The organism is Campylobacter concisus (assembly GCF_002092845.1).
Lineage (GTDB): Bacteria > Campylobacterota > Campylobacteria > Campylobacterales > Campylobacteraceae > Campylobacter_A > Campylobacter_A concisus_AQ.
The window spans coordinates 83929-97542 of record NZ_LVXF01000034.1; the positions used below are offsets into that span (position 1 = coordinate 83929).

Here is a 13614-nt window from a genome sequence, read left to right on the forward strand (position 1 = left end):
ATGAAAAATTTATATTTAGACACAAGAGTTTTAGACAAGAGGGCGAGCGAGAAATTTGACCTCAGTGAAGAAATTTTAATGGAAAACGCCGCCGCCAGCATAGCAAATTTCGTACGTAAGAAATTTAAAAAAGGTATGAGGGTACTAGGCATTTGCGGTGGTGGGAATAACGGTGCTGACGTGCTTTGTGCTTTAAGGATGTTAGAGGGCGAGTTTGAATGCGAATTTATCTTAGCTAGTCAGAATTTAAAGCCACTAGCCATTAAGCAGCTTGAGCGAGCTAAATCTGCTGGCGTGTGTGAGTGTAAAGATGTAGAAAATGGCTTAAATGGTGCAAAATGCGTCATAGACGGACTTTTTGGCTATGGCTTAAATAGAAATTTAGATGAAAATCACATAGAGCTTGTCTCAAAGATAAACAAAAGCTCTGCCTACACTATCGCTTGTGATATGCCAAGCGGACTAAGTAGTGATGGCAAGGTGCTAGGTGCTTGCTTAAAAGCAGATACTACGATCACGATGGGAGCTAGAAAGCTTGGGCTTTATAGCGACGCTGCAAAAGACTTTGTTGGCAAGATAAAGGTCGCTGATCTTGGCATAAGCGGGCAAAACTATGAGTGCGAGAGCGGCTATCACCTGCTTGAAAAATGCGACCTTATACTTCCAAATAGAAAAAATCAGTGCGTAAATAAGGGCGACTTTGGCCATGCTTTTATCATATCTGGCGAGCATGTTGGAGCTAGCATGCTTTGCGCAAAGGCGGCATTTGCCTTTGGGGCCGGGCTAGTTAGCGTGATAGGTGAGCAGGGCTTAAATTTACCAACGCATATCATGCAAGCTAGCAAGATAAGCGATAAAATGAACGCTGGAGCCGTTGGCATGGGGCTTGGCAAAAAGGGCATAGAAGAGCTTGATACGCAAATTTTAAAGAGCAAAAAGCTTGTTCTTGACGCTGATATTTTTTACAGCGCAAAAGTGCTTGATCTGCTAAATAAAAACTGTGTTTTGACGCCTCACCCAAAGGAATTTTGCTCACTTTTAAAGCTTTGTGATATAGCAGATATCGACGTAAAAACATTACAAGAAAATAGGTTTGCCTATACTAAGTCTTGGAGTGAGAAATTTAAGGCCGTGCTAGTACTTAAAGGCGCAAATACAATAATCGCTAAAGGCGGGCAAATTTACATCATGACTTATGGTAAAAATATACTTGCAAAGGGTGGCAGTGGTGACGTGCTAAGCGGACTTGTACTTGCTCTTTTGGCTCAAAGCTACGAGCCACTGGATGCTGCCATCTCGGCTACACTAGCTCATGCACTAAGCCTTAGAAATTTTGGCAAAAACAGCTACGCGCTCGAGCCAACAGACATTATAAAAGGAGTAAAATGCTTACAAAAAAAATAGCCGTACTTTTTAGCGGTAGTGGCTCAAATTTAGAAGCGATACTTAAAAAAGTTCATAATCAAATTTTTAACGGCGTAAAGATCGAAGTTTGCCTTTGTATTTGCAACAAGCCAGGAGCATATGGCATCGAGCGAGCTAAGAAATTTGGGCTTGATACGACGATAATAGAGAGTGCCAAAATTGCAAATAGAGAAGAATTTGACGCTGCAGTTGTGGAGCAAATTTTAAAAAGTGGCGCTGAACTAACAGTGCTTGCCGGGTTTATGAGGATATTAACTCCTGTTTTTACATCAAAGATAAAAGCCATAAATTTACACCCATCTATATTGCCACTTTTTAAGGGAGCTCATGCGATAAAAGAGAGCTTTGAGAGCGATATGATGATAGGTGGTGTGAGCGTGCACTACGTGAGCGAGGAGCTTGACGGAGGTAAACTCATCGCACAAAGAGCGTTTGAAAGAGAAGATGGTATGAGCTTAGAGGATTGGGAGAGCAAAATCCATGCGATAGAGCATGAAATTTTGTCTGAGAGCATAATAAAAATTTTAACAAAGGAAGCAAATGTTTGAATGGTTTAGTTCGCCAGAAGCGTGGATATCGCTACTTACGTTAACTGGCTTAGAGATAGTTTTAGGCATAGATAACATTATATTTATCGCTATTTTGGTAGGTAAACTACCTCAAGAGCAGCGCGGCAGTGGTAGGATTGTCGGCTTAGGGCTAGCTATGGTGACTAGAATTTTACTTTTACTTTCATTGTTTTGGATCATGAAGCTAACAAAGCCACTTTTTACTATCGCAGAATTTAGCATAAGCGGCCGAGATTTGGTACTTATACTAGGTGGTCTATTTTTACTTGTAAAATCAACCCTTGAAATACATTCTAGTGTTTCTGGTGAAGGCGAAGAGCATAAAAATAGCAAAAAATCACATGCAAATTTCTTGGTTATTGTAAGCGAGATAGCTGTTTTGGATATTGTTTTTTCTCTTGATAGTGTTATCACGGCTGTTGGAATGGCCGAGCATATAGAGATAATGATCATAGCTGTTATTTTAGCAGTTGGTGTAATGATGATAGCGTCAAAAGGTATTTCTAATTTTGTAGATAATAACCCGACTATAAAAATTTTAGCACTTGCATTTTTGGTGCTTGTGGGCATGACACTAGTTGCTGAAGGATTAGGATTTCATATTCCAAAGGGATATATCTATTTTGCGATGGCATTTTCATTGGCAGTGGAAAGTATAAATATCTATGCAAAAAAGAAAGCAATAGCTAAATAATATTTTTACGACGATGAAAAGCTAATGATATGATGGATAAAATGTTAATCAAAAAATTTTAGCCCGAAAAGATAAATATGTTTAAATTTGAAGGTAAAATTTTGATAAGCATAAAATGCATAATAGATAATAGGTCGATATTTATTCCTTTGTAATATTAGTTAAAATATTCGTGCCAGGATACTTAAAAATCCGTGAAATAAAGGTTATGCTTTATGGTTGGGTAATAAGATAGAGAAGTATAAAAAGCTGACTTTTGTAAAAAAATTATGTATTTTGTGAAGTATTAATTAATATTTTTGATTGAATTATCTTTTATATATAATTTCTATTAATTTAAGTGTTTTTTAATTGACTTTATAAAAAAAACAAGTTAAAATACGACTTTTTAATGAGGTAGTGGCATAAACTTACAAACACGACTCAGGCGGGGTGTAGCGCAGTCTGGTTAGCGCATCTGGTTTGGGACCAGAGGGCCGAAGGTTCGAATCCTTTCACCCCGACCATGTTAAATGGTGAGTGTAGCTCAGTCGGTTAGAGCATCAGATTGTGGTCCTGAGGGTCGTGGGTTCGATTCCCATCACTCACCCCATTTTGGGCGCTCGTAGCTCAATTGGATAGAGCGACAGACTTCGGATCTGTAGGTTATGGGTTCGACTCCTATCGGGCGCGCCACTTAAAATACTTTATGCGCTCATAGCTCAGCTGGATAGAGCAACGGCCTTCTAAGCCGTAGGCCTCAGGTTCGAATCCTGATGGGCGTACCACTTTATTATTGTTGTGCGGATGTGGTGAAATTGGCAGACACGCCAGACTTAGGATCTGGTGCCCCACGGCGTGAAGGTTCAAGTCCTTTCATCCGCACCATTCTTTTTTATAATCTGAAACAATCTTATGTCATTAAAATTAAGGTTAGCCTTGATTGTAGAAAATATTAGATATTTTTATTGTTCCTTGACATGTAATAATGTTTTTTGTATAATCTCAATTCTTTTTTAAGCAAATGTCTTGCTAGCTCAGTCGGTAGAGCATCTCACTTTTAATGAGGGGGCCGTTGGTTCGAATCCAACGCAGGACACCATTTTTGGGTTTATGACCCTTTCGTCTAGTGGCTCAGGACTCTACTTTCTCTGTGTAGAAACAGAGGTTCAAATCCTCTAAGGGTCGCCAGATACTTAAATTTTTAGGTCGCTTAGCTCAGTTGGTAGAGCGCCACCCTTACAAGGTGGATGTCATAAGTTCGAGTCTTATAGCGACCACCATTTTAGGTGCAGCGGTAGTTCAGTTGGTTAGAATGCCGCCCTGTCACGGCGGAGGTCGCGGGTTCGAGCCCCGTCCGCTGCGCCATCTTTTAAACCTTAGGTTAAGGTCGTGTCTAATAAAGCACCCATTATTGAGTGTCAAATTAAATTTTAAGATTATAAGTTCTAAGATAACACTTTAAGATTTATTATTACTATTTAATCTTGCCTCGTTAGCTCAGTTGGTAGAGCATATCACTCTTAATGATGGGGTCGTAGGTTCGAGGCCTACACGGGGCACCATCCATTTTGGCCCATTCGTCTAGCGGTTAGGACACCAGCCTCTCACGTTGGTAACACGAGTTCGAGTCTCGTATGGGTCACCATTTTTCTAATCCTTGTTACTTTTCAATTTGTTACATAGAAATTTTTATAGAAAATTTCTTAAAAATGTATACTTATTTGCTTGGCAAATTGATACTAAAAACGTAAAAATCAATTTTTATAATATTGTGCTTAATGAGTGTGTATTAAGCGATAAATTCTAGAAGTTAGCTTGTAGTAAGCTAAAAAATCTTTATAAATATAATAAAAGTACATCATAGAAACGTGATTACAGAGCATTGCAAATTATTTTTGCTTTGATCTATTGGACAAAAAACTTATAAGCATTTTTAATTTTTAAGCTTATAAAACATAAAACAGCTATATTTGGTAATAAAATGGCCAATTCTCTTGTTTATGAGAAAGGTACTTAAAATTTTTAATATCATACCAGGGCTCGTGCGTTAAAAACATATTAAGGCTTACGATAAAATATAGTTCTTTTTATAATATAAAGAGTATTTGGTGGCAATGTAAAAAATATTAAAGACTCAATTATAAAGAAAGCTCAATTTAAATAGCAAAAATAAAGCCTACTAATTTTAAGCTCAAATATAAAACTAGCAAACAAGCTATCTTTTTGTATTTAGTTTTTGCCTATCATATCAAGCTTAGCTTTGCAAGCATCTTTATACGGGCTTACAAAATTTGAGTCAGAGCACTCGTTTAAATAAGGCCTAGCCAACTTAAACTGCTTTTGTCTTATATAAATTTCGCTTATCAAATTTAAAGCGTGTAAGCGATCTTCTGGCTCAAGTTTCATGTTTAGTATAAATTTCGCCTCGTCAAGTGCCTCACTTAGGTTATCTGTCTTTAGTGAAGCTTCTGAGTAGTTAAAATTTATCTTTGGCGAAAATGTATTTATCTTGGCTTTTGTTTGTAGTTCAAGAGCTTTTTTAGCATACGTTGTAGCGATGGCGTAGTCATTACTTTTCATCGCATAGTCACTTATGGCCGTATATGCTTCGATAATCTTAAAGTCTTGGCCTCTTAGTTGCTCGATAGCGCTTATGGTTGAGATCGCCTCCGTAAAGCGTTTTAATGCAAGTAATGAGTAAAACCTATCAAAAAGAGATGGTGTTGGATCTGAGTATTCGACTGATGAGCCAAGTGAAAGTGCGTCATTTGCAGCAATGATCGCATGCTCGTAGTCTTTATTTTTATATAAAATTTTGCTCAAATTTACTAGCCACTCAACTCTATCTTCTAAATTTTCATCTTTTGCATGAGCTTTTGCGAGCTCAAGTGCATCGTTGTAGCGGGCCGTTCTGTAATAGCAGTTAAAGAGCTTAAATTGCGGTAATGAGATTTTGTTTATATCGTAGTTTTCAAGTAAATTTATAACAGCCGTGCAATCATCTTTTATAAAATACTCTTTTGTAAGCTCTAGCGCAGCTTCATTTATCAGTTCCATTGCCTTACTTAAATTTCCATCTTTTGCCATGGTTTTGTAAGATAGTGCATCGGAGAATTTACGCTCTTTAATATCCAGTTCAAGCTCGCTTATTAAAGCCTTTTGGCTAATATTTGTCCCAGCATATTTTTCAATTAACTCTTTATATCTTGCATGAAGTGCAGTGGCATTTTTGTCCTTTTCTTCAAAAAATAAACCATCTTTTGCCTTAGTGACTTCATCGATATAATCACCATATTTAAACTCTGTCTCATATCTATTTAAGTATTCGTATGCTTTTTTCTCATCTTTTGTTTTGGCTAGATTTAGTGCTAAATTTTTTAAAGCAACTTCATAAAAATCTTTCGTTCTATCGCTATTATTTATCAAGATTTCATAAATTTTAGCAGCCACATCAGGCATATCTTTACTTGCAAATGTAGTTGCAAGATTCATCGACTTTGTTGGGTTGTTCATAAAAAATTTTTCATTCGCATTTGCGATTTTTAGTATAAATTTCTTTGCTTCATCAAATTTTTCTTTATCGATATTTGCATCAGCTAGGCTTAGCGCTGCTCTACTTGCAAGGTCGATGTCGTTCGTGGAGTAAAGCACTTTTTCATAGTCTTTTAGCGCCTCTTTTTGTCTGCCTATCTTGTAGAGATAATCAGCGTAATCAAGCGCTGCAAGTTTTGTAAATTTTGAGTTTGCGTGCTCTTCGTTTAATATATCAAGCATATATTTTGCATCACTTGCGATGCTATCTTTTAGGTAGGCTCTAGCGATTAGATATAGCACCTCTGGATAGTTTTCATCAGATGGGAATTTTCTAATCCAAGCCCTACCTTCACTTACGATATCTTTTGGCTCGATCTCTTCAAACTCATTTTTTGTCTCAAAAATTTTATCAAGAGCCCTTAGACGAAATAGTAAAAATTCACTTGAAAAAAGGCTATTTGGGTGCCTTTTTATCGCTGTTTGAGTATCTTTTACTACATTTTCATAAGCACCCTTTTCATAAGCTCTTTTTATGCTTATGTAGATATCAATGTCATTACTATCAAGTCCAGCAATAGGAGCTTTGTTAAGATCAAGTGCTCCAATACTAGGATTTAGCATATCTTTAAAATCAGGTTTAAAATTTAGCCCAGACTTTCTCTTGCTATTTTCACTGAGCGAAGTATCTATAATTATGCTAAAGTGTTTTGAAATGGTTGTTTTTGGGCTATCTTGTACGTTTTGACTGCTATAAAGCTCAGTTTTTATATTTAGCAGTTTTGACGGTGCTTTTGGCATAATGACGATAAAAAGCTTGCCATCTTGCTTTTTATATTTTATATCCATTAATGGCAGTGTTGTATCTTCAATTTTTGGCAAAATTTCATCATCTAGCATGCATACATAGCGTTTGGTGTCGTAAGCTAAAATTTGCTCCACGCATTCAAATTCTTGCTCATCGCTTAGCTGAAGGACGCTATAAGGTTTATCACCATTTGCGCCACTGTTTAGGCTAAGATTAAAAGAGGTTAGATAAAGCGGAAAAAATAAAATAATTAAGAGCTTTTTCATGCCGCAATTATAGTTAAATTTTCTAAAATCCTGAAGCAAAGACAAAATGCTCAATAAATTCCAAAATCGCTCCAGAAAATAAAAACGAAAAGGCTGTTCCAGCTACCGCAATGCCAACAATTACTTTTAATGCCATCGAGATATTTGCGGTGTAGAGATTTTTATCTTTTACGATTGGCTCTTTTAAAAACATAAAGACGATTAGCTTTAAATAGTAATAAATCGCAATGGCAGAATTTATCATAATTATAACGCTAAGCACGACGTAATCAGACTTTATGAGCGATGAGATAAGCACCATCTTGCCCCAAAAGACGCTAAAAGGCGGTATGCCAGCAAGGGCGATCATGAAAATTCCCATTATAACTGCGTAGCTTGGTAAAATTTTTATAAGCCCTGAAAATTTCTCAAATGGGTGCTTAAAGCGCTTGTCCCAGCAGACAACGTCGTCGCATCTTGCCACCCAGAGCATAGAAAATGCGCCCAAATTTGCAAACAAAAACATGATCCAGTAAAAAAACAAGGCGACATTTGCCTCGTGAGAATTTACCACAAGTGCGCAAAGCACGACACCAGCGTGAGCTATGGAGCTAAAAGCAAGCATTCTTTTGACGTCTTTTTGCACTAGCGCCATGATGTTTGCAAGGCTCATCGTAAGCACGGCAATGATGTAGAGCATATCTTTTATCCACAAAATTTGTGAGCCTTCAAGCATCGCAAAAATTCTTAACGCAACGATAAAAGCTGCTACCTTTGGCACGATCGACATATAGCCAGCAAGTGGTGCATTTGAGCCTTCATAAACGTCTGGTATCCATGTGTGAAATGGTATGAGCGAGAGCTTAAAACCAATGGCTGAGGCGATGAAAACGCAGCCTAATAAAATGATCAAATTTTGATTTAGGCTAAGATCTTTTATCACAACGCCGATACGGGTGATGTCTATTGAGTATGTGGCTAGATAAAACATCGCTATCGCCATTGCAAAAAAGCCAGCTGAGAGCGAGCCCATCGCAAAGTATTTTATCGCAGCTTCTACGCTTTTTGCTTTGTTGTGAAGGGCTATTAGCGTATAGAGGCAAAGTGAGCTGATCTCAAGGCCTAAAAAGATGATGAGTAGGTTATTTGAGCTCACCATAAATAAAAAGCCAGCGATCATAAACAAAAATAGAGCGTAATACTCATAAATTTTGTACTCAAAATACTCTTTTGTGCTAAGTGCAAGCGGGATAAAAAGGGCTGAGGCGATTAGGATGATGACTTGAGAGATGACCGAAACGCCATCAACCAAAAGCATATCCCAAAAGCTAAGGCTAAGACCGTTAAAATCAAGTATTAGGCCCAAATTTACAAATATTGCGATGATACAAAATACGCAGTAGAAATTTCTTGAAAGATCCTTTTTTATGATGCCAACGATTAAGATAAAAAGCGCAAATATTATCATACTAAGCATCGGAGCAACCGAAGATAAAGAAATTTCTTTAAGGTCTAAAAAGGCTATTTCGTTCATAGTTTGCTCCCGCCATTTAAAGATAAAATTTTATCCTTTGTACTGCTATCTACCGCTCTAGTTTGCATTTTGCTTATGATATTTTGCACGCTTGGCTCAAGCGGCTTTAGGATTAAATTTGGAGCAACACCAAGGGTGATTATGAGCAAGCAAAGTGGCACAAGAGCGGCTAACTCTTTAAAATTTAGATCCTTAAGGCTTAAATTTTTCTCCTTGCACTCGCCAAAAAAGACCCTTTTATAAAGCACCAGCATATAAACAGCGCCCACGATGATACTAAAACCTCCAAGTAGCGCAAAGAGCTTGTTTAGCTTAAAGACGCCAAGCAGGCTCAAAAACTCGCCCACAAAGCCAATGGTTAGTGGCAGGCCGATACTTGCAAGCGTTGCTATAAAAAACACAAGCGCATACTTTGGCATCACCTTAGCAAGGCCGCCAAATTCGCAAATTTCTTTTGTGTGAGCTCTCTCATATATGACGCCAACTAATAAAAATAGCGCGCCACTAACGATGCCATGGCTTATCATTAAAAATATTGAGCCGCCAAGGCCTATTAAATTTAGTGAAAAGATGCCAAGCATGATGACGCCCATGTGTGAAATAGAGCTATAAGCGATCACTTGCTTCATATCGCTTTGTGCGTAGGCAACAAGGGCTGCATAGATGATCATGATGATAGCTATGACGCAGACAAAGCCACTTAAAAGTAGGCTCGCATCTGGAAAAAGTGGGAGTGAAAATCTCACAAAGCCGTAAGTGCCCATCTTTAAAAGTACGCTAGCAAGCAGCACCGAACCGATAGTCGGAGCCTGTCCGTGTGCGTAAGGTAGCCACGTGTGAAATGGAAATAGCGGAGTTTTCACGCCAAAAGCAAGGAAAAATGCTAAAAATAGCCAAATTTGAGCATTTTCTCCGATTCCAAGCTTGTACCAATCAAGCAGATTAAAGCTAAATACGCCACTTTTTTGGTAGCACAGATATCCGATAAAGATGATCGCTACTAGCATAAAGACAGAGCCTAAAAATGTGTAAATGAAAAATTTAATCGCCGCGTAAATTCTATTTTTACTACCAAATGCGCCGATGATGTAAAGAAGCGGTATGAGGCTAAGCTCCCAAAAGCTGTAAAACAAGATCATATCAAGCGCGCTAAAGACGCCCATCATCGTGCTCTCTAAAAATAGTACGCTAATAACCAGGTGCTTTAAATTTCCATCATCGCTAAGTGCGGCGATAGAGATGAAGCTCATAAATGCGCTAAGGACTATAAGCACAAGCGAGATGGTGTCGATGCCGACAAAGTAGCTGATATTTAGGCTTGGTATGAGCGAGACTTGATGCGTTAGAACAAAGTCATAACCCTGAAAATCGACATTTACGCAGATAAAAATAGCTAGCAAAAGCTCGATAAGAGCGATGCTTGCTCCATAAAATTTGATGCTTTTATTTTCTATCAAAAAGCCAAGTATTGCGCTTATTGCAGGGAAAAATATGATGACACTTAGCATTATTTGGCTCCGTTTAATAAAAATATAAAGCTTAAAAGCAAGGCAAGACCTGCGACCATAAACCTAAGCATAATGCTTAAGTCGCCACTTTGCATTTTGTTTGTTAAATTTGCAAATTTATTTAGCGCTGTTGCGACTAGATCGACACTACGATCGATTATAATCTCATCAATCTTTTTACAAATTTGTGAGATCAATGCATAGCCATTTATAAAAAATTTCTCATAAAATTTTGGGATAAAGTAGGCATTTTGTAAAATTTTATAAGCTCTACTCTCACAAACACTCTCTTTAAAAATTTCTTTTTTATAGGCATATACTGCAAAGCCAGCGCTTGCTAGCACTAGACTAAGTGTTAAAACGAGCAAGAAAATTTCGCTACCGTGAGATAAATTTAGTGAAAAATCTTTTAAGCTTTTTTCTAAAAACTCACTAAAGTTGCTCCAAAAAAAGCCACTTATGACTGAGAGAATTCCAAGTACGCCCATGCCAGCTAGCATATAGTTTTTAGCTTCATGCACGTGTTTCTCGCTCTTTGGCTTTGTAAAAAAGACAAGCATAACGAGTCTAAAACTATAAAACGCTGTAAGTACCGCACCAAAGAGTAAAATGATCCATAAAAATTTATTTTCACTAAAAGCAACCTCTAAAATTTTATCCTTTGAGAAAAAGCCAGCAAATGGATAAAAGCCAGCTAGCGCACAGCTTGCGATGATAGAAAGGAGCGCCGTTGGCTTCATAAATTTATAAAGTCCGCCCATTTTTTTGATATTTAGCTCATCATTCATCGCGTGCATGACGTTGCCAGCGCATAAAAATAGAAGTGATTTGAAAAATGCGTGCGTGACAAGGTGAAAAAGTGCGATCTTATAAGCGCCAAGTCCAGCAGCTACGAACATATAGCCAAGCTGCGAAAGTGTCGAGTAAGCGATGATTTTTTTAAGGTCATTATGCACAAGCGCGATGCTAGCCGCAAATATCGCTACAAATGTGCCAAGGTAAGCGATAAAGTGCGAGACTTCAGGTGCGTTTGTAAAGATAAAATTTGCTCGTATGACTAGATAAACGCCAGCTGTTACCATGGTCGCTGCGTGAATGAGTGCTGAGACTGGAGTTGGCCCCTCCATGGCATTTGCAAGCCATGTGTGAAATGGAAACTGAGCGCTTTTACCCATGGCGCCTATAAAAAGAAGTGTGGCGATGATACCTAAATTTAGCCCAGAAAAGTCGCTTCTAGCGTTAAAAACCTCGCTAAATTTAAGTGAGCCAAAGCTATAAAATATATAAAAAATGCCAACAAGCATGGCTAGATCAGCGACTCTATTCATTATAAAGGCTTCGTTTGCAGCGACGTTTGCGCTAGGCTTTTTATACCAAAAGCCAATGAGTAGCCAAGAGCAAAGCCCAACGCCCTCCCAGCCGATGAAAAGTCCTATGAAATTATCGCTTGATACAAGGACATTCATGCAAAAGACAAAGAGCCCCAAGTAGCTAAAAAAGCGGTTAAAGCTTGCATCATCTCTCATATAGCCAACCGAGTAGATATGCACGATACTTGCTACGATACCAACGGTGCTAAGCATAACAAGGCTAATGGCATCAAGATAGAAGCCAAAATTTAAATCCAGACCGCCAAAATTTATAAATTCTTTTAGTGATAAATTTAGCGGTTCATCTATGCCAAGGCTAGCTGTTAGCATGAGTGAGGCGGTTGTGCTAATTATCATTAAAAGTGAGCAAAAGATACCAAGTAAAAAATTTTTACTGCTATGTGAAAAGATGCCAGCTATAATGAAGCTAAGAAGTGGAAAAAATAGTGAAATGCAAAATAAAGTCATCCCTTAGCCTTTCATATTTGTCATCGAATCTAGGCTAATGCTGCCAGTCTTTTTGTACCAAAGCACTAGTAGCCCTAACCCCACGGCGACCTCGCTAGCCGCGATGGCAACTATAAAAAATGCAACTATTTGTCCAGTTAGATCAAAGTGGTATTTTGAGATAGCTGCGAGTGCGATATTTGCCGAGTTTAGTAAAATTTCACTTGAGAAAAATAGCATGATTAAATTTCTTCTTCGCATTATGCCAACTAGCCCTATGACAAAGACCAGACTTGCAAGGATGAGGTAGTGAGTAAGTCCTATCATAGCATCTCCTCTAGCGTATTTTGAGTATTTAGGTCTTTATGTATCAAGATAATGCCAGCAACCATTGCCACAAGAAGCATTACAGCACACATCTCAAAAGCGATTAAATACTTGCTAAAAAGCAAAATTCCGATAGCCTCGATATTGCCAAGCTCGCTAGCAATGGGACTTAATCTATCAAATTTTGCACCATAAATAGGAGCTAAAAATATAAATATCAAAAGAAGCGCTATAAAGCTACTTAAAAGATAGATGGTGATCTTTGCTTTTTTGCTACTTTTTGGCTCACACTCTTTACTGCTATCAAAAAACATCATCGCAAATGCATATAAAACGACCACAGCACCTGTGTATACGATGATCTGCACTACGCCTAGAAATTCCGCTCCAAGTAAGAAAAATATAGCCGAGATAAAGACCATGCCAGCAGCTAGCGCAGAGACTGCATTTAGTGCGTTTTTACAAAATACGCTAAAAGAGAAACTAACTAAAACCAAGGCGCTAAAAAGATAAAATGCAAAGCTCTCATACATCTTTTGCCCTTTTAAAATTTATACTACTCATCACTTTTTGTCTCATTTTCATTTTCGCCTATAAATGCATTTGGCGTCTTTTTGATTAAGCTATCAGCATTTTTAGGAAGTGCGCCATAGCCTTCAAACTCGCTTTGATCTTTTAAAAATTTATCCTTTGTCAAAAATTCATCTTTTGTGCCAAATATAATCCTGCTCTCACTTGCGACTTCGTACTCTTGCCCGCAGACTATCGCAAGCTCAGGACAAACATCAGCACAAAATCCACAATACACGCATCTACTTAAATTTATCGAGTAGCTTGCGACCTTTTTGCGCCCATTTTCGCCAAGTGAAGTCTTCATCGAAATGCAGTTGCTAACGCAAATTTTCTCACATAGCCCGCATCCAATGCAACGTTCATTTTCACTTTCAACAAATTTCAAAAGCTTGTGAATGCCCCTATATCTAGCATTTAGCTCCATCTTTTGCATAGGATATTTTAAAGTATGCGACTTGCTAAAGAGCATCTGCTTTATCGTGACTTTTAGTCCGATCAAAAGATCAGGCTTAAATGTAACAGCGATGAAGTGCTTAAATTTATCAAACGCACTCTTTGGCTTTAACTTTTCATCTATTAAAATATATTTTTTCTCACTCAT

The 13614-nt window shown here is 37.9% G+C and carries 10 protein-coding genes and 11 tRNA genes; 14 read left to right on the forward strand and 7 right to left on the reverse strand.

Annotated features, from left to right (window positions below):
* The 14 genes from A3854_RS06585 to A3854_RS06650 all read left to right on the forward strand — a co-directional run bounded on the left by A3854_RS06585 (nt 1) and on the right by A3854_RS06650 (nt 4315).
* On the forward strand, nt 1-1404 hold the full coding sequence (locus A3854_RS06585; RefSeq protein WP_084041816.1) for an NAD(P)H-hydrate dehydratase: 1404 nt from the start codon (nt 1-3) through the stop codon (nt 1402-1404).
* The gene (gene purN, locus A3854_RS06590) at nt 1386-1973 is read left to right on the forward strand and encodes a phosphoribosylglycinamide formyltransferase (protein ID WP_084041817.1); all 588 of its coding nucleotides are present in this window, start codon (nt 1386-1388) and stop codon (nt 1971-1973) included. The genes A3854_RS06585 and purN overlap by 19 nt, the downstream gene beginning before the upstream one ends.
* Nucleotides 1966-2688 carry a TerC family protein gene (locus A3854_RS06595; RefSeq protein WP_084041818.1) on the forward strand — a complete coding sequence of 241 codons (723 nt, stop codon included), beginning with the start codon at nt 1966-1968 and terminating at the stop codon, nt 2686-2688. Before purN ends, A3854_RS06595 begins: the two co-directional genes overlap by 8 nt.
* A 428-nt stretch (nt 2689-3116) precedes the next feature.
* Nucleotides 3117-3194, forward strand: a tRNA-Pro gene (locus tag A3854_RS06600).
* Nucleotides 3195-3203: 9 nt separating this feature from the next.
* Nucleotides 3204-3280 (forward strand) — tRNA-His (locus tag A3854_RS06605).
* 6 nt (nt 3281-3286) lie between these two features.
* Nucleotides 3287-3363, forward strand: a tRNA-Arg gene (locus A3854_RS06610).
* 15 nt (nt 3364-3378) lie between these two features.
* Nucleotides 3379-3455: transfer RNA gene (locus A3854_RS06615), tRNA-Arg, on the forward strand.
* 15 nt (nt 3456-3470) lie between these two features.
* Nucleotides 3471-3555, forward strand: a tRNA-Leu gene (locus tag A3854_RS06620).
* Between the two features lie 138 nt (nt 3556-3693).
* Nucleotides 3694-3769, forward strand: a tRNA-Lys gene (locus A3854_RS06625).
* A 13-nt stretch (nt 3770-3782) separates the two neighbouring features.
* A tRNA-Glu gene (locus tag A3854_RS06630) sits at nt 3783-3858 on the forward strand.
* A 16-nt stretch (nt 3859-3874) separates the two neighbouring features.
* A tRNA-Val gene (locus A3854_RS06635) sits at nt 3875-3950 on the forward strand.
* Between the two features lie 8 nt (nt 3951-3958).
* Nucleotides 3959-4035: transfer RNA gene (locus tag A3854_RS06640), tRNA-Asp, on the forward strand.
* Nucleotides 4036-4156: 121 nt separating this feature from the next.
* A tRNA-Lys gene (locus A3854_RS06645) sits at nt 4157-4232 on the forward strand.
* An 8-nt stretch (nt 4233-4240) separates the two neighbouring features.
* Nucleotides 4241-4315, forward strand: a tRNA-Glu gene (locus A3854_RS06650).
* Between the two features lie 584 nt (nt 4316-4899).
* Here the strand turns inward: A3854_RS06650 and A3854_RS06655 are convergent.
* The 7 genes from A3854_RS06655 to nuoI are packed head-to-tail and all read right to left on the reverse strand — an operon-like array spanning nt 4900 to nt 13614.
* On the reverse strand, nt 4900-7275 hold the full coding sequence (locus A3854_RS06655) for a tetratricopeptide repeat protein (protein WP_084041849.1): 2376 nt from the start codon (nt 7273-7275) through the stop codon (nt 4900-4902).
* A gap of 22 nt (nt 7276-7297) precedes the next feature.
* A complete protein-coding gene (nuoN, locus tag A3854_RS06660; RefSeq protein WP_084041819.1) occupies nt 7298-8788 on the reverse strand; it encodes an NADH-quinone oxidoreductase subunit NuoN in 1491 nt (496 codons plus the stop codon).
* Nucleotides 8785-10296 carry an NADH-quinone oxidoreductase subunit M gene (locus A3854_RS06665; RefSeq protein WP_084041820.1) on the reverse strand — a complete coding sequence of 504 codons (1512 nt, stop codon included), beginning with the start codon at nt 10294-10296 and terminating at the stop codon, nt 8785-8787. The genes nuoN and A3854_RS06665 overlap by 4 nt, the downstream gene beginning before the upstream one ends.
* Entirely contained in the window at nt 10296-12134 is a 1839-nt protein-coding gene (gene nuoL / locus A3854_RS06670; RefSeq protein WP_084041821.1) for an NADH-quinone oxidoreductase subunit L, read from the reverse strand. Before nuoL ends, A3854_RS06665 begins: the two co-directional genes overlap by 1 nt.
* A 3-nt stretch (nt 12135-12137) precedes the next feature.
* Nucleotides 12138-12440, reverse strand: a complete 303-nt coding sequence (gene nuoK, locus A3854_RS06675) for an NADH-quinone oxidoreductase subunit NuoK (RefSeq protein WP_084041822.1) — start codon at nt 12438-12440, stop codon at nt 12138-12140.
* Nucleotides 12437-12973 (reverse strand): NADH-quinone oxidoreductase subunit J, encoded by a 537-nt coding sequence (locus A3854_RS06680; protein ID WP_084041823.1) that lies wholly within the window; start codon nt 12971-12973, stop codon nt 12437-12439. The genes nuoK and A3854_RS06680 overlap by 4 nt, the downstream gene beginning before the upstream one ends.
* A gap of 23 nt (nt 12974-12996) precedes the next feature.
* A complete protein-coding gene (gene nuoI / locus A3854_RS06685) occupies nt 12997-13614 on the reverse strand; it encodes an NADH-quinone oxidoreductase subunit NuoI (RefSeq protein WP_084041824.1) in 618 nt (205 codons plus the stop codon).